Origin of the sequence: Nonomuraea roseola, assembly GCF_039535395.1 — a bacterium.
In the GTDB taxonomy this organism is placed as follows: domain Bacteria; phylum Actinomycetota; class Actinomycetes; order Streptosporangiales; family Streptosporangiaceae; genus Nonomuraea; species Nonomuraea roseola.
Genome location: NZ_BAAAXC010000015.1, coordinates 5,315,475 through 5,335,298, shown reverse-complemented (window position 1 = coordinate 5,335,298; position 19,824 = coordinate 5,315,475). Strand labels below are relative to the sequence as shown.

The 19,824-nt window shown below is 73.0% G+C and carries 9 protein-coding genes and 1 pseudogene; 3 read left to right on the top strand and 7 right to left on the bottom strand.

What is annotated here, in order from left to right; genetic code table 11:
- Positions 1-63: 63 nt before the first annotated feature.
- The 5 genes and pseudogenes from ABFX55_RS50120 to ABFX55_RS48610 all read right to left on the bottom strand — a co-directional run.
- Positions 64-2,967, bottom strand: a pseudogene (locus tag ABFX55_RS50120) (non-ribosomal peptide synthetase); the annotation flags it as partial.
- Between the two features lie 87 nt (positions 2,968-3,054).
- Positions 3,055-3,246, bottom strand: coding sequence for an MbtH family protein (locus ABFX55_RS48625; RefSeq protein WP_346130938.1), 192 nt, complete (start codon positions 3,244-3,246; stop codon positions 3,055-3,057).
- A gap of 1 nt (position 3,247) precedes the next feature.
- On the bottom strand, positions 3,248-8,761 hold the full coding sequence (locus ABFX55_RS48620) for a type I polyketide synthase (RefSeq protein ID WP_346130937.1): 5,514 nt from the start codon (positions 8,759-8,761) through the stop codon (positions 3,248-3,250).
- Positions 8,758-13,611: an amino acid adenylation domain-containing protein gene (locus ABFX55_RS48615; protein WP_346131489.1), complete on the bottom strand. Its 4,854-nt coding sequence runs from the start codon at positions 13,609-13,611 to the stop codon at positions 8,758-8,760. Before ABFX55_RS48615 ends, ABFX55_RS48620 begins: the two co-directional genes overlap by 4 nt.
- Before the next feature lie 5 nt (positions 13,612-13,616).
- Complete coding sequence (locus ABFX55_RS48610) at positions 13,617-14,786, bottom strand: thioesterase II family protein (RefSeq protein WP_346131488.1); 1,170 nt, start codon at positions 14,784-14,786, stop codon at positions 13,617-13,619.
- Positions 14,787-15,627: 841 nt separating this feature from the next.
- Between ABFX55_RS48610 and ABFX55_RS48605 the strand changes: the two genes are divergently transcribed.
- The 3 genes from ABFX55_RS48605 to ABFX55_RS48595 all read left to right on the top strand — a co-directional run bounded on the left by ABFX55_RS48605 (position 15,628) and on the right by ABFX55_RS48595 (position 17,794).
- A complete protein-coding gene (locus tag ABFX55_RS48605; RefSeq protein WP_346130935.1) occupies positions 15,628-16,452 on the top strand; it encodes an isocitrate lyase/PEP mutase family protein in 825 nt (274 codons plus the stop codon).
- A gap of 127 nt (positions 16,453-16,579) precedes the next feature.
- Positions 16,580-17,311 carry an AfsR/SARP family transcriptional regulator gene (locus ABFX55_RS48600; protein ID WP_346130934.1) on the top strand — a complete coding sequence of 244 codons (732 nt, stop codon included), beginning with the start codon at positions 16,580-16,582 and terminating at the stop codon, positions 17,309-17,311.
- Positions 17,312-17,452: 141 nt separating this feature from the next.
- The gene (locus tag ABFX55_RS48595; RefSeq protein WP_346130932.1) at positions 17,453-17,794 is read left to right on the top strand and encodes a hypothetical protein; all 342 of its coding nucleotides are present in this window, start codon (positions 17,453-17,455) and stop codon (positions 17,792-17,794) included.
- 181 nt (positions 17,795-17,975) lie between these two features.
- On the opposite strand, the gene ABFX55_RS48590 is transcribed toward ABFX55_RS48595, so the two are convergent.
- Positions 17,976-18,644 (bottom strand): response regulator, encoded by a 669-nt coding sequence (locus tag ABFX55_RS48590; RefSeq protein ID WP_346130930.1) that lies wholly within the window; start codon positions 18,642-18,644, stop codon positions 17,976-17,978.
- A complete protein-coding gene (locus tag ABFX55_RS48585; RefSeq protein ID WP_346130928.1) occupies positions 18,641-19,729 on the bottom strand; it encodes a sensor histidine kinase in 1,089 nt (362 codons plus the stop codon). The genes ABFX55_RS48590 and ABFX55_RS48585 overlap by 4 nt, the downstream gene beginning before the upstream one ends.
- Between the last annotated feature and the right edge of the window lie 95 nt (positions 19,730-19,824).

Sequence of the window (19,824 nt, the reverse complement as noted above, 5' to 3'; positions counted from 1 at the left end):
CAGGGCCTGCGCCTCGACGGTGGTCGCCTCGAAGCAGCGGCGCAGCGGCAGATCCACGCCGAACTCCTCGAAGACGCGGCTGACCAGGCGGACGGCCAGCAGCGAGTGCCCGCCCGAGGCGAAGAAGTCGTCGCGCACGCCCACGTGGTCCCTGCCGAGCAGCTCGGCCCAGATCGCGCACAGACGCTTCTCCGCAGGGGTGCGCGGCTCGACCCGCTCGGCGCTCTCGACGGCCCGCGGCGGCGGGAGGGCCGCCCTGTCGAGCTTGCCGCTGGGCATCACGGGGAAGGCGTCCACCGCCACGAAGGCGGCGGGGATCATCGCCTCCGGCAGCCTGGAGCGCAGGTGCGCGCGCAGCTCGCCGGTCATGCCTGCGGGCCCCTCCTGTCCTGCCCAGTCGAGGTAGCCGACCAGGCCGCGACCGCCGGGGGCGTCGTCGCGCACCGTCACCACCGCGCGCCGTACCGAGGGGTGCTCGGCGAGCACGGCGGCGATCTCGTCGGGCTCGATCCGCACGCCGCGGACCTTCACCTGGTCGTCCAGGCGGCCCAGGTACTCCAGCGTTCCTTCGGGCCGCCATCTGACGAGGTCGCCCGTGCGGTAGAGGCGGCCGCCCGCCGTGCCGAACGGGTCGGGCACGAACCGCTCGGCGGTCAGCCCGGGGCGGCCGTGGTAGCCGCGCGTCACGCCCGCGCCGCCGAGCAGCAGCTCGCCCGGCACGCCCACGGGCACGGGGCGCAGGTGGCCGTCGACCACGTAGGCGGTCGTGTTGGCCACCGGCCCTCCGATGAGCATGGTGGTCGCGTCGTGCGGCACCCGGTAGGCGGTCGACCAGATCGTGGTCTCGGTGGGGCCGTAGAAGTTCCACAGCTCCCCCGCGACCCGCAGGAGGTCTGCGGCCAGGTCGGCGGGCAGCGGTTCGCCTCCGCAGATGACGCGCGGCAGACCGGACGGCAGCTCGGGCAGCGCCAGCCCCGCCACCGAGGGGGTCAGCTGGACCAGGTCCACCTCGGCCGCCGCGGCCCTGACCTGCTTCGGTGTGCGCGCGGCGTCCTCTGGCGCGATCACCAGCGTGCCGCCGGACAGCAGCGGAGTGAAGATCTCCAGCGCGGCGATGTCGAACGACAGCGAGGTCATCAGCAGCGCGCTGCCGCCCCCGAGGGTGCGGACGACGTCGGTGACCAGGTTGACCACGCCGCGATGCGGCACCTGCACACCCTTGGGACGGCCCGTCGAGCCTGAGGTGTAGATCAGGTAGGCCAGGTGGTCCTGGGTGACGGTGGGCAGCGGCCCCTCGGGCGCGGGCGGGCGCCGGTCGAGCAGGAGCTCCTCAGGCCGCGTGCCGGGCAGGCGGTCGAGGAGGGACGAGTGGGTCAGCAGCAGGGCCGCGCCCGAGTCGGACAGGAGGTAGGCGAGCCGTTCCGCGGGATAGGCGGGGTCGAGAGGCAGGTAGTGCGCGCCCGCCCGCAGCACGGCCAGCAGCGCGACGATGAGGTCGGCGTCACGCGGCAGGCACAGCGCGACGCACGACTCGACGCCCACGCCACGCGCGGCCAGCAGCCTGGCGAGGGCCTCCGCCCGGGTGACCAGCTCGGCGTAGGTGAGCTCCTCGCCCTCCATGGTCTTCACGGCGATCGCGTCGGGCGTGCGCTTGGCCTGCTCGGCGACCAGGTCGTGCAGCGGCAGCCCCGGGTACGGCGCGGCGGTCGCCGTCCAGTCGTCGAGCATCCGCCCGCGCTGCTCGTCCGACATGAGCGGCAGCTCCGACAGCCGCAGCCCGGGATCGGCGGCCACGGCGGCGAGCAGGAGCCTGTAGGCGCCGGCCAGGCGGGCGACGCTCTCCTCGTCGAACAGCTCGGTGCTGTACTCGAGCCAGAGCCCTGCGCCCTCACTCGACCTGACGACGTCCATGCTCAGGTCGAGCTGGGCGGTGCCGTTGGGGAAGCGCCCCCTGACCTCCAGCGGCAACAGGTTGAAGCCCACCTGGAAGAGGGGGGTGCGGCTGGGGTCGCGTTCCGGCTGGAGCGCCTCGACCAGCCGGTCGAAGGGCGCCTCCGCGTGGTCGAGCGCCTCGAGCACGGTCGTCCTCACCCGCTCGAGCAGCTCGCCGAAGGAGGGGTCGCCGCCGAGATCGGTCCGCAGCACCAGCGTGTTGATGAACATGCCGATCAGCGGCTCGACCTCGGGAAGGTCCCTGCCCACCACCGGCGAGCCCACCGCGACGTCGTACTGGTCGGCGTGACGGGCCAGCAGCGCCTTGAACCCCGCGAGCAGCACCATGAACAGCGTCGCGCCGCGCCGCCTGGCCAGCGCCTCCAGATCGTCGACCAGCTCGGCGGGCAGGCTCAGGTGGTATTCGGCTCCCTCGTGGCCGCGGACGGCGGGCCGGGGTCTGTCCGTGGGCAGGCCCAGATCCCGTGGCAGCCCCGCCAGCCTCTCTCGCCAGTAACCGATCTGCTCGGCCAGCACGCCCTGGGCCAGGTGCTCGCGCTGCCACACCGCGTAGTCGGCGTACTGGATGGCCAGGTCGGGCAGCTCGTGGGGCCGCCCCTGCGCCAGCGCGGCCTCGATCTCCAGTAGCTCGTTGACGAAGGTCGGCCCCGAGCTGGCGTCGAAGACCGCGTGGTGGACGACGAACACCAGCCGCTGGTCGCCCTCGGCCAGCCGGACCATGCGCGCCCGCCACAGCGGCGCCTGGTCCAGCTGGAAGGGCAGCCTGGCGTCCGCGCCCGCCAGCGCGTCGAACTCCCTCTCGGCCTGCTCGGACGGCAGGCCGCTGAGGTCGGTGTGGGCGAGGGTGACCGGCAGCTCGGCCATGACCACCTGGACGAGGCTCCCGTCCTCGACGGCCAGGGCCGTGCGCAGCGTCTCGTGCCGCCTGACCATCTCCCCCAGCGCCCTGGCGCACCTGTCGTGATCGGCGCCGTCGGGCAGGTCGATCACGATGTTGACGTGGTGCACAGGCACGTCGGGGTCGAACCTGGACAGGAACCACAGGCGTTCCTGCGCGTAGGAGGCGGGAAAGACGTATGAGCCGCTCACCTGTCGTTCCTCCTACCGCCCCATGGCCTCACGCAGGCTGCGCGGCCGCATGTCGGTCCAGACCTGCTCGATGTGGTCCAGGCACTGCTGCTTGCCGCCGGCGAAGCCGGCCTCCCGCCAGCCGTCGGGCACCGGTCTGCCCGCGAACCAGATGGAGTACTGCTCCTCGTCGTTGACCACGACCTTGTACTCACCGTCGCGCATGTCACGCCCTTTCCTGCCTGGGCAGCCTGGTCAGGGCCACCTGCTTGACCGGTTGCTGGCCGCGCAGCTCCTCCACCAGCGAGGCCATGCCCGCCACCGTCGGCACCTGGAAGAGGCTGCGCATGGGCAGCCTGACGCCGATCTTCTTCCTGATGAGCGCGATGAGCTGGACCGCGACGAGGGAGTTGCCGCCCAGCTCGAAGAAGTCCTGCTCGACGCTGACCTGCCTGGCGCCGAGCACCTCGCCCCACAGGCCCGCCAGCGTGCTCTCCAGCTCGTTGCGCGGCGCGACGTGGTCCTCGTCCAGCGCGTGGGCGCCGTTGGCGGCCGCCGCGCCGTCCAGCTCCTCGGCGACGGTGTCCTGGGTCAGCTCGCGCACCCCGGCGACGAACTCGGGCAGCGGGGTGGCGTTGACCACCACCTGGGTGCCGAGCCCGACGGCCAGCAGCCTGCGGAAGGCGTCGGCGCCGTCTGCGGGCGAGATGCCCGCCTTGGCCCCGTCCAGGTCCACCGCCACGCCGGCGGCCGCGGACTCCTCGGCGACGGCGCGGTCCTCGACGCTCTCCTTCGCTCCCTCGCCGACCGTCTGGGTGACCGACTCCCTGTCGATCCTGCGGAGCACGAAGTCGGAGATCGTCAGGATCTTGCCGCCGTCGTCGTCGTAGAGGGTGAAGTCGACGGCGACGATCTCGGCGCTGCCCGTGTCGCGCTGGATGGCGTGGCTCCACACCCGTCCAGGGACGGGGGCGTGCACCACGATCCTGCCGTAGCCGATCGGCAGGAAGCTGTGGTCGTTCGTGGCGCCCAGGAACGCGGTCGCCTCGTCCAGCAGCGCTGGGTGGAAGACGAACCCGTCGATCTCGGCCGCCACCTCGGGGCCCGCCTCCAGCCTGGCCAGTGCCTCGTTCTGCCCGAGGTAGACCGAGCGCAGGCTGGTCCACCTGGGGCCGAAGGACAGCAGGCCCGAGGCGGAGGAGAACACGTGGGCGATGTCGTCGCTGCTGGCGTGTGAGCAGCGGGCGCGCACCTCTGCCAGCTCGGCGGCGTGCTCCTGGCCACCGCGGATCCAGCTCGCCGCTCCTCTGGCGTGCTGGCGCGATCGCCCGCCGACGACGCTGACCACCTCGAAGTCCATGCCGTCGCCGCTGGGCGTCAGCTGCACGCGCAGCTCGGCGGCGCCGCCGTCGGCCACGGGCATGGGCGCGACGAAGGCCACGTCGCGCAGCTCGACCTCGTAGCCGGGGCCGGGGCTCGGCACGGCGTCCTGGAAGGCGGCGCGGGCGCTGTCCAGGTAGACGGTGCCCGGCATGACGGGCACCTGCGCCATGCGGTGCTCGTCCAGCATCCAGTGGGTGTCGGGGGCGACGGTCCCGCCGTACCAGGGGGTGCGGCCAGGGGTCTCGTGCCTGTGGGACAGGACGGGGTGGTCGAACGGGGTGACCCGGTCGCCTCGCTGCAGCGCGCGGAAGGCGACGGGGGCGGCGACCTCGGCCGCCATGCCGACCTCCAGCCAGGCGCCCCAGTTCACCGACAGCACCCTGCCAGGCCAGGTGTGGGCGTAGGCGTCCATGAAGTTGTTGGCGGCGCAGTAGTCCACCTGGCCGAAGCCGCCCGCGACGGCCGTCACCGACGAGCACAGCAGCACGAAGTCCAGGTCGAGGTCGCCGAAGACCTCGCGCAGCGCGAGCGTGCCCGCCAGCTTGGGCGCCATGACGAGGTCGGCGGCCTCGCGCTCCTTCACCTCGGCCATGCCGCCGCCCGGCAGCCCCGCGGCGTGCACGATGCCGTCGACGCGGCCGAACCTGCCGAGGGCCGCCGTCCTGACCTCGCGCAGGCTCGCGGGGTCGGTGACGTCGGCGGCCATGACGAGCACCTCGGCGCCTGCCGACTCCATCCTGCGGACGGCGCGGACGGCGCGGCCCGTGCGGTCGTCGGCGCCTTCGAGCGCGTCCCATCCGTCGCGCGGCGGCAGCCCCGACCTGCTGATCAGCACGAGCCTGGCCCTGACCTTGGCGGCCAGGTCCTCGGCCAGGGTCAGGCCGATGCCGCCGAGCCCTCCGGTGATGACGTAGACGCCCTCCTCGCGCAGGCCCGCCGGCTCGCCGTCGAGCGGGGCCACGGGCACCTGCTGGTAGCCGCGCACCCAGCGGCGGCCCGCCCGCAGGGCCACGGGGGACGGCGGCACGCCCTCCTCGGGCTCCTCCGGAACGGCGGTCAGCTCGGCCAGCAGGGGGGTGGAGTCGTAGACGGCGTCCTCGAGGTCGATGTGGCGCACCGACAGCCAGCGCGCCTCCAGGGGGACGACCTTGGCGATGCCGGCCACCGTGGCGTGCTCGGGCCTGTGGAGGTCGTGGCCCGTGACGCTCTGCGTGCCCGCGGTGACGACGTCGAGGTGGACGTCGTGCTCGCGTTCGACCTGGGCGAGGGCCTGGACCAGGTCGAGCAGGCTGTGGAAGCCCGCGTCCTGGGCGGCCAGCGTCTGCCGTACGCCGTCGGCGGGCTCGCCGTCGAGGGCCCAGGCGTGGACCACCCGTGCGGGGACCCCTGTCTCGGCCAGCAGCGCCTCGTAGTCCTCGCGTCGTCCCGGCCTGATCGTGATCGTGCCGTCGGCGGCCACGCCGTAGGTCTCGCCCCTGACCACGGGCACCACGTCGGCGCCCGCCGACCGCAGCGCGGCCACCATCGGCTCGGCGGCGGGGCCGGCGAAGACGAGGCAGCGTCCGCTCCACGCGGCCGTGGTCTCGGTGGTGGTCGCGGTGAGGGCGACGGGGGCCTGCCGCCACGCGGGGACCGAGTACCACTCCTCGGGAGCGAGCGCGCCGGCGCGCGGTGAACGCGGGTAGACCAGCTCGGGGTCGATGGTCGTCTGGACCCAGTGGTGGGTGCGCTCGTAGGGGTAGCCGGGCAGCGGCACCCTGCGGGCGGGCTCACCGAGAGCGTCGGCGTCGAGCTGGACGCCCGAGGTCCACAGCGCGCCCGCCGCGGCGTAGAGCACCTCGAGGTCCTGCTTCGGGTCGGCGGGGCCGGGCAGGCTGGCCAGCGGCGCGGGCCCGGTGCGCGGCAGCTGGGTCCTGGCGAGACCGGCCAGCTGCCTGCCGGGGCCGCACTCGACCAGCCGCCACTCCCCTTCGGCGGCGAGCGTCGCCACGCAGTCGCCGAACCTGACGGCCTCCCTCAGGTGGCGCGTCCAGTAGGCGGGGTCGACCGCCTCCTCCGCGGTGATCCAGGTGCCGGAGACGTTGGACAGGAACGGCCTGCTCGGCGCGTGACGCGCCGCCCTGGCGACGACGTCGTGGAACTCGCCGAGAATGGGGTCCATCATCGGCGAGTGGAAGGCGTGGGAGGTGCGCAGCATGGTGCGCCCGACGCCCGCCTCCTCGAGACGGGCGGAGAACTCCTCGACCAGCGTGGTCGGTCCGGCCACCACGCAGCTGCCAGGCCCGTTGACGGTGGCGATGGACAGGCCGTCGGGCAGCTGCCCGCGCACCTCGTCCTCCTCCATCCTGACGGCGAGCATGGAGCCTTCCGGCATGCTCTGCATCAGCCTGCCCCTGGCCGCGACCAGGCGCAGGGCGTCGGACAGGTCGAAGACGCCCGCGAAGGTGGCGGCGACGTACTCGCCGATGCTGTGGCCGACCATCGCGGCCGGTTCCACGCCCCACGAACGCCACAGGCTCGCCAGCGCCCATTCGACGGTGAACAGCGCGGGCTGGGTGAGCGAGGTCTGACGCAGCCGCTCGTCGGCCCGCTCGCGCTCGCCGTCCTCGGGGAACAGCAGGGTCCTGATGTCCAGATCCAGCTCGTCGCGCAGGATCTCGGCGCACTCGTCGACGGCGGCCGTGAAGACTGGCTCGGTGCGGTACAGCTGCGCGCCCATGCCCGCGTACTGCGCGCCCTGGCCCGAGAACAGCCACGCCACGCGCGGCTTGCCCGCCTTGCCCTTGACCAGGCGGCGCGGGTCGGTCAGCGCGGCGACCGCGTCGGCGGCGTCGGTGGCGACCACCGCGGCGCGATGGGTCATCTCGCGCCGCCCCTTGCGCAGCGTGAACGCCACGTCCGCCAGGTCGATCCCGGCCCCGTCGAGGCGGTCGGCCAGTCTCCGCACGGCGGCCTCCAGCGCGCTGGAGGTGCGGGCCGACACCTGCAGCAGGTGGGCGGAGCGCGGCTGCGTCGTGGGCACGGGGGCGGGCGGCGCCTGCTCCATCACGACGTGGGCGTTGGTGCCGCCGATGCCGAAGGAGCTGACGCCCGCGCGCCGGGGGAAGCCGTCGGTCTCCCACTTGGTGAGTGAGGAGGCGACGTAGAAGGGGTTGGTGCCGAAGTCGATGCGCGGGTTGGGCTTCTCGAAGTTGATCGTCGGCGGGATCATGCCGTGTTCGAGCGCCAGGACGGTCTTGATGAAGCCCGCGATGCCCGCGGCGGGGCCGAGGTGGCCGATGTTGGTCTTCACCGAGCCGATGCCGCACCAGCCGGCCTCGTCGGTGCCGCTGCCGAACACGTTGGACAGGGCGGCCACCTCGATCGGGTCGCCGAGGGAGGTGCCGGTGCCGTGGGCCTCCACGTAGGTGACGGTGCGCGGGTCGACCTGGGCGACGCCGAGCGCGAGCGAGACCGCGGCGGCCTGACCCTCGGCGCTGGGCGCCGAGAAGCCCACCTTGGTCGCGCCGTCGTTGTTGATCGCGTTGCCCGCGACGACGGCGCGGATGTGGTCGCCGTCGGCGATGGCGTCGGACAGCCGCTTGAGCACGGCCACGCCGCCGCCTCCGCCCCAGATCGTCCCCGCCGCTCCGGCGTCGAAGGCCCTGCAGTGCCCGTCGGCGGCGTAGATGCCGTCCTGGTGGTACTGGTAGCCCCACTCGGCGGGCATCTCCAGCGAGACGCCGCCGGTCAGCGCCATGTCGCACTCACCCGCGCGCAGCGCCTCGCACGCCACGTGGATGGCGACCAGGGAGGAGGAGCAGGCCGTGTGCATCGTCACGCTGGGCCCGCGCAGATCGAGCTTGTAGGAGACCAGGGTCGCCAGGTAGTCGGGGTGGTTGCCGGTGAAGACCGCCAGGCTGCCCACAGAGGCGAACACCTTGCGGTTCGGCCTGATGTACATCCATTGGTACTCGTCCGAGCCGATGGTGCCGTAGACCCCGACCTCGCCCTGGTAACGCGAGGGGTCGTAGCCCGCGTCCTCCAGAGCGGTGTTGGACAGCTCGAGGAACATCCGCTGCTGCGGATCGCGCAGCTCGGCCTCTCGCGGCGACATCCCGAAGAAGGCGGCGTCGAGCGCGCCGTAGTCCTCGGCCACCGAGGCCGCCCGCACGAAGGTCGGGTCGTCGAGCAGGTAGTCGGGGACGCCGAGCGCCTCCTGCTCCTCACGGGTGTAGAACTTGACGGACTCCACTCCGTCGACCAGGTTGCGCCAGAACGCGGGCACGTCCTCGGCGCCTGGGAGGCGGCAAGCGATCCCGATGACCGCGATCGGCTCGACGGCCTGCTCTGGTTCGTGGTACGCCGGACCGGTCATTCCTTGTTCTCCTGTCTGGCCTGGTAAGGCCTGCGAGATGACGGTCGTGTCTGGCGCGCCGCGATGCGTCGGGCGGCACGCTCCGGTCCGGCCGTACGGCGCTCGCCATCGAGGTGGGCGGCGAGCGCGCGGACGGTCGGGAAGCGGAACAGATCGACGATGGGAACGTCCCTGCCGAGTGAGGCGGTGAGACGGGCCTGGACCTGGGCGGTGGCGAGCGAGTGCCCGCCGATCTCGAAGAAGTTCTCGTCGGCGGAGACCCTCGGCAGGCCGAGGACCTCCCTCCAGACGCCCGCGATCAGCCGCTCGGTGCCGGTGGCGGGCTCCTCTCCCCTGCGGGCAGCGGGCCGCGCAGCGGGGGCGGGCAGCGCGGCCCTGTCGATTTTCCCGTTGGGGGTCAGGGGGAGCGCGGGCAGCAGGATCAGGTCGGCGGGGAGCGCGTAGTCGGGCAAACTGCCTCTCAGATGCCGCTGTAACTCGCCCGCGTGCGTGGCCGCGCTCTCCGGTACCGCGTACGCCCGAAGCGCGGGCCCCGCCTGCTGGTCGACGGCCACGGCGACGGCGGCCCGCACGCCGGGATGGGCCAGCAGCGCGTGCTCGATCTCGCCCAGCTCGACCCGGTAGCCGCGGATCTTGACCTGGCCGTCGCTCCTGCCCGCGAGCACCACGCCGCCGTCGGGCTCGTACCTGCCGAGGTCTCCCGTCCGGTAGCGGCCGGTGACGCCGTCGGCCTCCACGGCGAAGCGCTCCTCGGTGAGCCGCTCGTCGAGGTACCCCTCGGCCAGCCTGCGGCTCCTGATCACGACCTCCCCCAGCTCGCCGACCGCGGCGGGGGCGCCGTCCGCCCCGAGCACGAGCAGCTCGGCGCCGTCGACGCCGTGGCCGACGGGCACGGGGTCGCCGCTGTCGCCCTTGGGCTGGCCGACGAGGTGCAACGCCTGGGTCTGCGGCGTCTCGGTGGTGCCGTAGGAGTTGACCATCCTGGCCCCTGGCGCGACTCTCGCGAACCTGGCGACGTCGGCCCAGGTCAGCCTGTCCCCGCCGAAGACGACCAGTCGCAGGTCGGGTAAGGCCACCCCGGCGGCGGCGATGAGCGTGGCCAGCTGCGGGGTCAGGTGGACGACGGTGACGGCGTGGTCGCGCAGCCACGCCGCGAGCTTGGCCGGGTCGCGGACGAGGTCGTGGCCTGGCACGCACAGGCGGGCGCCGAGGACGAGCGGGGTGAAGGCGTCACGCAGCAGCGGGTCGTGGGCCAGGCCTGCCAGCAGGGCGAAGGTGTCGTCCTCCGTCAGGCCGAGCGCGGTGGGATACCAGGCGAGGAAGCGGGCCAGCGGCCGCTCTCCCGCGCGGACCGGCTTGGGCTCCCCCGTGGATCCCGAGGTGAAGGACAGATACCCCTGCCGCTCGTACGGCACCGCCGCGCCGTCGTGGCCCTCGCCGCCTGGGCGAGGGAGCCAGGACAGTTCCTGCGGAACGGTGACTCCGGGACAGGCGATGAGGGCCTGGGCGCCGGCCGACCGCGCCTGCGCGGCCAGCCTCGCGGCGGGATGGGCGGCGTCGAGCACGGCCCAGCGGGCCCCGCCTGCCAGCACCCCCAGCAGCAGCGCGGGCAGCTCGCAGCGCCTGGTGGCCAGGACCGCGACCGTCTGCCCCTGCCGCACGGTCGCGGCCGTCGCCCTGACGATCTCGGCCAGGTCGGCGTAGGACAGCTCGCCTCCTTCGCCGCTCACCGCCACGCGTTCCGGATGGGCGTCCGCCCGCTCCAGGACGGTCTCGACGAGGCCGGGGCCGTCCCAGCCGGGAAGCGGCGCCCTCCCTTCGGGCAGGGCGGTGCCCGCGGGGCGGAGGGCGGCGTGCCGTACCGGGCGCTCGGGGGCGGCGACCAGGTCGCCGAGGAGGGTGAGGTAGCCCTCCAGCAGCGCCTCGATCCGTTCGGCGGCGAACAGCCTGGGGTTGTAGACGGCCTGCAGGACGTGCCTGCCCTGCCGCTCTCCGACGTACAGGGTGAGGTCGAACAGCGCCCCCGGCAGACCGGGCGGCAGCGGGGTGGCGCTCACCCCCGGCAGGTTCAGGCGCGGCTCGGTGAAGTCGTACATGTTGAACAGCACCTGGATCAGCGGGTTGCGCGACAGGTCGCGTCCAGGCCCGAGCCTGTCGACCAGCCGTTCGAGGCGCACGTCCAGGTGGGCGAGCGCCTCGGACAGCGTCGACTGGCAGCTCGCGACGTGCGCGGCGAACGCCTCGTCGTCCTCGATCCGCAGCCGCACCGGCAGCATCTGCACCAGGCACCCGGCCATCGGCTCCAGCACGGGGTCGCGGCGGTCGGCGACGGGGGTGCCGACGATCAGGTCGTGCCGGCCTGTCAGCCTCCGTAACTCCTGCCCGAAGGCCGCGAGCATGACCGCGTACGGCGTGGCCCCCAGGCCCGCGGCGAGCGCCCTGACGGCGGCGCTGGTCGAGACGTCCGCCTCGGCCGTGACGACCGCGCCCTCGAAGGTCTGCACGGCGGGGCGCGGATGGTCCCTCGGCAGGTCGAGCACGGTGGGGGCGCCGTCGAGCCGCGCGCTCCACCAGTCGAGGTCGGCGGCGGCCTCCTTCTCGGCGAGCCATGCGACGTAGCCGCCGAAGGAGGCGGGCAGCGCGGCGAGCGGCTCGCCCCGGTAGGCGCGCCCGAGGTCGTCGTAGAGCACCGACTGCGACCAGCCGTCGAAGACGAGGTGGTGGGCGGTGAGGGCCAGCACGTGCTCGTCGTCGGCGACGCGCAGCAGGAGCGCCCGCCAGAGCGGCCCCTTCGCCAGGTCGAACGGGGAGGCCGCCTCGGCCTGCAGCCTCTCGCGTAACCGCTCCTCGGTGACCTGCTCCACGGGAAGCGGCACCTCGCCCGGCGGGTCCACGGCGACGGCGGGGACCCCGCCCGACTGGGGCACGCGCCAGCGCAGCACCTCGTGGCGGCGGGCGACCGCGGCGAGGGCGGCGCGCAGCGCGTCGACGTCGAGCCTGCCCGACAGCCGCTGCGCCATCGCGATGTTGTGGACGGGTGTGCCCTGGGCCAGCCGTTCGACGAACCACATCCGCCGCTGGAGCGCCGACAACGCGGCGGGCGCCACGGCGGGCGGGTCGAGCAGCGGCGCGGCGGCCGCGGCGCGGACGGCGATGCCCGCCACCGTGCGGCCCGACAGGACGTCCTCGACGGAGATCTCCCTGCGCAGCCGCTCCCGCAGCCCCGCAGTGAGACGCATGGCCAGCAGGGAGTGGCCGCCCGCGGCGAAGAAGTCGTCGTCGGCGCCCGGCTCCCCCGTCTCGAACGTCGTGGCCCACACCGCCGCGACGGCCCTCTCCTCCACGCTCTCCGGCCGTCTGCCCGCCGCCTGCGCGGGGGACGCCTCGTGCGCGCGCAGCGCCGCCATGTCGATCTTCCCGCTCACCGTGATCGGCAGCACCGGCAGGCGGACCACCCTGGTGGGGACCATGTAGGAGGGAAGCGTCTGGAGGCAGTAGGCGCGCAGGTCCGCCACATCGGGGGCGTCCTCGGGCGCCAGGTAGGCGGTCAGCTCCTTCAGCCCGCCCGCGCCGGTGTCCAGGTCGACGACGGCGTGGCGGATCGCCTGGTGCGCGCGCAGCACGGACTCGATCTCGCCGATCTCCACGCGCTGTCCCTGGACCTTGACCTGGCGGTCCACCCTGCCGAGGAAGCCGATCGCGCCGTCGTCGCCGAGCACGACCCTGTCCCCCGTCCTGTACAGGCGGGCGCCGGGCGCTCCGTAGGGGTCGGGGACGAAGCGCTCGGCCGACAGGGCGGGCCTGTCCAGGTAGCCGCGGGCCAGTTGGGGGCCGCCGATGTAGAGCTCGCCCGGAACGCCGGGAGGGCAGGGCTCGAGCTCGTCGTCGAGGACGTGCGCGGTGCAGCCGGGAAGGGCGTGGCCGATCGGCAGCGGCCTGTCCCACTCGCCCTCGAGCTCCGTGCCGACCACGCACACGGTCGTCTCGGTCGGGCCGTACCAGTTGTGGAAGCGGCGCAGGCCCGGCCTGGACCAGCGGGCCACCTGCTCGGGTCCCGCCGGCTCGCCCGCGGTGAGCAGGTCGGTGAGGGAGGGCAGCCTGCCGGGGTCCAGGAGCGGCAGCAGCGCGGGCGGGATGGTGCCCCAGGTGACCTCGTGGCCTTCGAGGAAGCGCTGGAGGCGGGCGGGGTCCACCCTGTCCTCGTCGGGGACCAGCATGACCGACCCGCCCTCCGCCAGTGGGGCGAAGATGTCGAGCACGGACACGTCGAACCCGAGGGCGGCGAAGCCGATGGAGCGGCATCCCGCGCCGAGGTCGAACCGCCCTCCCGCCATCGTGACGAACGCGACCACCGACGCGTGGCTCACCACGACGCCCTTGGGCCTGCCCGTCGAGCCGGAGGTGTAGAGCACGTACGCCGCGCCGGCCTGATGGGTGTGGCGCGCGGGCGGTTCGGGCCCCTCGCGTCCGTCCGGCAGCAGGAGCCTGACGGGCGCGGCCGCCAGCTTCTTCTCGCCGCTCTCGTCGGCGACGACCACGTCGATCCCGGCGTCCTCGATGATCGTGAGGAGCCGCGCCGTGGGGTGCGACGGGTCGAGCGGCACGTACGCGCCGCCGGCCAGCAGCACGCCGAGCACCGACACCAGCAGGCCGGGTGTGCGCCTGGTGCAGACGCCGACGCGCACCTCGGGCCCCACCCCCTCCTCGCGCAGGCGGTGGGCCAGCGCGTTGGCGGCGCCGGTCAGCTCGCGGTAGGTCAGGCGCTCGTTCCACTGCCTGATCGCGACGGCGTCGGGGGTACGGCGGGCCTGGGCGGTGACCAGGTCATGCAGGAGCGGACTCGCCTTCATTTCGATCACCTGGTCCGGTCCTTCAGTGTGAAGAGCGCGAGCCTCGCGCTGCCGTACGGCACGGCCACGGCTCCCCGAGCCTCGCCCCGCGAGGTGTGCAGGGGCAGGTGGAGCACCTGCCAGCCCTGGACCTGCCAGGGGCCGGGGTCGCCGAGGTCGGGGAAGGGCTCGATCGCGGCGCCATGGCCCGCGCCCGCGATCAAGGCGCGCCTGGCGGTCACGGCGCGCTGCGCCAGCCAGTGCCTGTCCTCCTCCGCCGCGTCCTCGATCTGGTCACGCTCGGTGACGTCGAGCGCGGACAGGTCGACGGCCTCGGGCGTCGCGGCGGCCAGGCCCACGGCCACGCCCGCCGCCTGTGAAGCGGTCACGGCGACCAGGGCCAGCCCGTCGGCGTCGCAGGCGCTCGCCCGCACGTCGCCGCCGCCGTAGCGGCGCAGCACCTCGTCCACGCCCGCCGCGCTCTCACTCAGCCAGAGGTGGACCTCGTCCTGCTCGGGCGCGCCGACCTCGCCAGCCAGGTCGGCGGTGATCAGGCGGGCCAGCTCCTCGTGCGTGTCCTTGACGAACAGGTGGCCGCCGCGCACGGTTCTCAGCCCGAAGCCATGGGCGGTGTGCCGGGCCCAGCCCAGCATGTCGGAAGGGCCCACCTCCCCGTCGTCGACGCCCGCGAAGGCCACGATGGAGGTGTCCAGCGGGAGCTCGGGCGTGTAGCGGTAGCGCTTGATCCAGGCGAGGTCCGACCGGAGCAGGGGCAACATGAGCTCGCGGAGCTCGGGCTCCTCCCTCAGCTCGGCCATGGCGCCTGCTCGCCGTACCAGCTGGTCGATGAAGGCATCGTCGGGCAGGTCGGCGGTGGCGGCCAGCGGCACCCTGAGGTGCGGCGGGTGCGCGCCTCCCACGTACAGGCGCGTGGGCTGCGGCAGTCCGCGGCGGCGCAGCTCCCTGACCACCTCGAAGGCCAGGCGCGCGCCCATGCTGTGGCCGTACAGGGCGTAGGGGGCGCCCGTGGCGGGGGCGATCTCGTCGGCGACCTCGTGGACGGTGAACGCGGGCGGCTCGGACAGGCGGTTCTCCCTGCCGGGCAGTTGCAGCGGCACCACCTCCAGGCTCGCGAGGTCGCGCTGCAGCGGGGTGTAGGCGCTTGCGCCCCCGCCGGCGAAGGGGAGGCAGAACAGGGTGCGGGTGCGGCGCGCGGAGACCGGGTGGGGGTCGCGCGGAGCCGCGGTCAGCTGACCCGTGATGGCTGCGCACCTCCCTGGCCTGGGCGGGTGCCGTCCGCGGTCAGAAAGGACGTACAGGGCGTAGGTCGCGCAAGACAGAGATGCTTCATCGCCATGGTGCGGGGGCTCCTCGGCAAAAGCTGCAGAGAACTCTTTGAATTGAATCCCGTACGACTTAGTACGTCTTGCCCAAGTATTGGCGGTTTGCGGTCAGACCTCTTATATCCAGTCCTTACGGGCGGCGTCAACGGTCATTACCGCAGTCCGCAACTCGGCTGACACGTCCGACTCAGGGGCTTCACAGAACCTCTCCAGAGTGATAGTGCGCCCGAGTATGCGTCGGGACCAAACCAGAGATTCGGACAGGCTGATTCGCAGCCCCTCCGTGCAGGGAAACAAGGGGAATTCCCCCCTCTCGCCTGCGGAGGCGAAATGGACGCACCCAAGATCGTCATCCTGGCCCCTTCGTCCGGCTGCGACATCGACTCCGGGGAATCACCCGCTGTCAAGGAAGCGCCGCCGCGGGTCAGGCAGATCGTTTCGGTCTCTTTCCGCACGGTAGGACCACTTTCCACTGCGGACCGAAATCCATGCGCGAAAACAACCATGACTCCTTACCGAATTCATCTCGACATTCCTCAGTCATGCCCCGTCGAGTGATTCTTCTCCAAAAGGCGGGAATCACGAATGGCGCGAGCGATGCGGGCGATCACGACCACCCACCGCGCCCCTGCCACGTTTCAGCCCTGCCTAAAACGTTTGGCCGGAGCGTCGCAGGCTGATGAAGTCTCTCCTCATGAGCACACAACGTGACCGAGCACTGCTGTTCCGTTCGCTGCACGTCCCCGGGCGGCCGCTGCTGCTCGCCAACGCATGGGACGCGGCCAGCGCCATGGTCGTCGCCGCCGCCGGCGCGTCCGCCGTCGCCACGACCAGCGCGGGCGTCGCCTGGAGCCTCGGCTCCCCCGACGGCGACCGCCTGGGAGCCGCCGCCGCCCGCGACCTGGTCGCCAGGGTCGCCGCGGGCGTCAGCGTGCCGGTCAGCGCCGACATCGAGGGCGGTTACGCGCAGGACGCCGAGGGGGTCGGGCGGACCGTGCGGGAGGTGCTGGCCGCCGGCGCCGTGGGCGTCAACCTGGAGGACGCCGACCGCACCGGCGCCGCCCCGCTGCGCACGATCGAGGAGCAGACCGCGCGGCTGGCCGCCGCCCGCGCCGCCGCCGACGAGGCCGGGATCCCGATGTTCCTCAACGCCCGCGTCGACACCTACCTCGGCGGGAGCGCCGACCTCGGCGAGACGCTGGAGCGCGCGACCGCCTACGTCGAGGCCGGAGCGGACGGCGTGTTCGTGCCGGGCCTGCTCGATCTCCCCGCCCTCGCGACCCTGGCGGGCAAGGTCGGCGCGCCCCTCAACGTGCTCGCCGGGTTCGGCGCGCCTGACGTGGCGGCGCTCGCCGCCCAGGGGGTGGCCAGGATCAGCCTCGGCTCCGCCGTCGCCGAGGCCGCCTACGGCGTCGCCAGGCGCGCGACCGAGGAACTCCTCCGCTCGGGCACCTACACCGCGCTGGACGGCGCCATCCCCTACCCGGAGCTCAACGCCCTCCTGGACGCGCGCGGCTGAGCCGCCACGGCCGGGCCTTCCAGCGCCTCCCTCGACATTCGGAGGGTACATAACGGACAATAGGGATGGTTGGAAGGGCTGCCCACCGCGTGACGCTGTTCCCGGATAGTGCGGGGACGGGAGGATTATGGAGAGCAGCTACCGGTCTCCTCTGCGTGTCGATCTCCTGGGCGGTTTCCGGCTTCAGGCAGGGGACGACCAGGTCACCCTGCCAAGTGGTTCGGAACGCCTCCTGGCGTTCGTCGCCCTGTGCCGCCAGAGCGTGCCCAGGAACCTCATCGCGGGAACCCTCTGGCCCGAGGCGTCGGAGCGGCGCGCGTACGCGAGCCTGCGATCGGCGCTGGCCCGCCTGAACGGGGCGGGGCGGCGCATGCTCGACATCGGTGTGACCGAGATCCGGCTCTCGCCCGACACCGACGTGGACATCGATCACGCCCGCTCCCTGGCGCTGCGGATCCTCGATCGCACCGCGCCGACCCCTGACGAGGACCTGAGCCCCTCGGCCGTCTCCGTGCTGTCGTCTGGCCTGCTGCCGGGCTGGTACGACGACTGGGTCCTCGCCACGGCGGAGGAGTGGCACCAGCAACGCCTGCACGCCCTGGAGGCGCTGGCCGCCGACTTCGTCAGGGCCCGCCGCCACGCCGACGCCGTCGCGGCCGCGAGCGCGGCCCTGCACGCCGAGCCGCTGCGCGAGAGCGCCTGCGCCGCGCTCATCCAGGCGCACCTCGCCGAAGGCAACCAGGTCGAGGCGCTTCGCCACTTCACACGCTACGCACAGCGCCTCCAGTGCGAGCTCGGGCTGCGGCCGACGCCACGGCTGCGCGAGCTGGTGGCGCAGCTCCAGCCCGCCGGCGGGTGAAGACGCCGGTCACGCCGGCGTCACGCGATCATGGCGGCCGCGTGACAGGCCGTTGCCCATGATGGCAGGGAACGTCGGAGCGCGAGCTCGCCGGCGGACCATCGCCACGGGCCGCCCCGGCAGAAGAGAAAGGAGAAGGGAATGCCTGGCACTCGACGTCTGCTAGTCGGCTCAGCACTCCTCACCGCTCTCGCCTTCGGACCGGTCGCGGCCGTGCAGGCGAGCACGGTGGCCCAGGGCGCGGCGGGCTTCGGCACCACGGCCATCGCTCAGGCCGGATCGGAGACCACGACCGTCACGACGGCCCTGCCACCGAAGCCAAAGAAGAAGAAGCAGTACAACAAGGGCTACAACGCGGGATTCTCCGACGGAAGAACCGACTGCAAGGCCAAGAAGCCCCACGACCTGAACGTCCAAGGAAGCGGCGCGTGGTGGAACGGGTTCCGCGACGGCTACAACTCCGGCTTCCACAGCTGCAAGTAGGAGCCGGGATTCTCCGGCCCCCGCGCCACAACCGGCCAGGCGTGACGTGCCTGGCCGGTGACCGGGCGGCCGGCACGACAAGAGCCCACGCCTCGCCCCCGGGTGGGCTCTTCGTCCGCTCCGCCGCCCTCCACCACGGCGGTGGAGACAGCGACGGGCGTGTGATGGACGTCGTCGAGGGTCAGCGGCCCCGCTCGCCAGGGGTGACCAGCCCGGCCTCGTAGGCGGCGATCACCGCCTGAGCCCTGTCACGGACTCCGAGCTTGGCGAAGACCTCGCTCACGCGGTTCTTCACCGTCGACACCGAGAGACCGACCTCCTCGGCGATCTGCCCGTTGGACAGGCCGCGCGCGATGAGTTCGAGCACCTGCCTCTCGCGCTCACTCAGCCCGGACAGCTCGGCGGGGACCTCGACCGCACGGGGGCGCGTGGGGCGCACGAAGGTGCCGATCAGGCCGAGCAGCAGCCGGGGCGCCACCGTCGCCTCACCCCTGTGCACGATCCTGATGCCCTCGATCAGCTCCTCGGGCGAGGCGTCCTTGGGCAGGAAGCCAGACGCGCCGGCCCTCAGCGCCGCCACCACGTGTTCCTCCAGGTCGAACGTGCTCAGCGCCAGCACCCTGACCTGTGGCAGCTCGGCGACGATCCGCTCCGTGGCCGCCACGCCGTCCATGCCGGGCAGGTGGAGGTCCATCAGCACCACGTCGGGGCGCAGGGCGTGGCTCTGCCGTACCGCGTCGAGCCCGTCGGCGGCCTCCCCCACGGCGGTCAGTCCGTCCTCGGTCTCGAGCAGCAGGCGCAGCCCCGCTCGGACCAGCGCGTGGTCGTCCGCGAGCAGTACCTTGATCACGTCTTCTCCTGCAGGGGGATGCGGGCGTGCACCACGAAGCCTCCCGCGGGCGAGGGGCCCGCGCGCAACCGGCCTCCGCACAGCGACACCCGTTCGGCCATCCCCGCGAGACCGAGCCCCACGCCGCCACTCTGGCGCGCCTGACCGTCGTCGGCGACCTCCACTTCGACCAGGCCGGGCAGGTAGGCCAGCCGTACGCGGGACCTGGCGCCCACCGCGTGCTTGCGCGTGTTGGTGAGCGCCTCCTGGACGATCCGGTAGACGGCGTGGTCCACGGTCGTCGGCAGCTCGACCGCCTCGCCCGTGACCTCCAGCGCCGCGTTGCCCGACTCCTCGACCAGCGCCGGCAGCCTCGCCACCCCGACACCCGCCTGGTTCTCCACCGACTCGCCGTCGGTGCGCAGCACGTCGAGCAGGTGACGCATCTCGGTCATCGCCCTGCGAGCCGTCTCCTCCCCTGTGAGCAGGGCCCGCTGGGCGCGTTCCCCGTCGATCGGGATCGTCCTCCTGGCCACGCCCATGTAGAGGCCGACCACGCTGACGTGGTGGGCGATCACGTCGTGCAATTCGCGCGCGATGCGGCGGCGCTCCTCGCGTACCGCGTGCTCGGCCGCCTGCTGCTCCCTTCGCAGGGTCAGCTCCTTGCGCAGCCGGACGAGGTGCCCGGCCGCCACGGGCATCGCCGGCGACAGCGCCAGGGGCAGCGTCATCGACAGAGGCGCCCCCATGACCACCCCGTTGAGCGCCAGGCTGACCACCACGGCCGCCGCCGCCACGGCGACCGAGGTGAGCGCCGGGGTGTGACGGCCCGCGCTGTAGAGCGCGATCATCATGGCGCTGACCGGCGCGTCGTACAGGGGCGGCTGGGCGCCCACCACGTAGAGCACGCCGACCAGCACGGCCACGACGACCGGGCAGTGGCGGCGCAGGAGCATCAGCCCCGCCCCGCCCACCGCGATCAGCACGACCCTGACACTGAGACCTGATGAGACCGAGCCGAGCTCGGCCGCCAGCACCACCACGGCGAGCGCGGCGTCCCCCGCCCATGGACGGCTCACCCACCTGCGAAAGTCCGCGACCGACATGTCCCCACCCTGCATCACACCGAGCGGAGAGCGCACGGCCTGCACCGATCATCATTGATCTTCGGTGTTCGGTACTTATCCTTGCCGAAGCCCGG

Bases quoted from the DNA above. Each gene is read 5' to 3' on its own strand.
- ABFX55_RS48625 (WP_346130938.1), bottom strand. From the start codon at position 3,246: ATGCGCGACGGTGAGTACAAGGTCGTGGTCAACGACGAGGAGCAGTAC.
- ABFX55_RS48620 (WP_346130937.1), bottom strand. From the start codon at position 8,761: ATGACCGGTCCGGCGTACCACGAACCAGAGCAGGCCGTCGAGCCGATC.
- ABFX55_RS48615 (WP_346131489.1), bottom strand. From the start codon at position 13,611: ATGAAGGCGAGTCCGCTCCTGCATGACCTGGTCACCGCCCAGGCCCGC.
- ABFX55_RS48605 (WP_346130935.1), top strand. From the start codon at position 15,628: ATGAGCACACAACGTGACCGAGCACTGCTGTTCCGTTCGCTGCACGTC.
- ABFX55_RS48600 (WP_346130934.1), top strand. From the start codon at position 16,580: ATGGAGAGCAGCTACCGGTCTCCTCTGCGTGTCGATCTCCTGGGCGGT.
- ABFX55_RS48595 (WP_346130932.1), top strand. From the start codon at position 17,453: ATGCCTGGCACTCGACGTCTGCTAGTCGGCTCAGCACTCCTCACCGCT.
- ABFX55_RS48585 (WP_346130928.1), bottom strand. From the start codon at position 19,729: ATGTCGGTCGCGGACTTTCGCAGGTGGGTGAGCCGTCCATGGGCGGGG.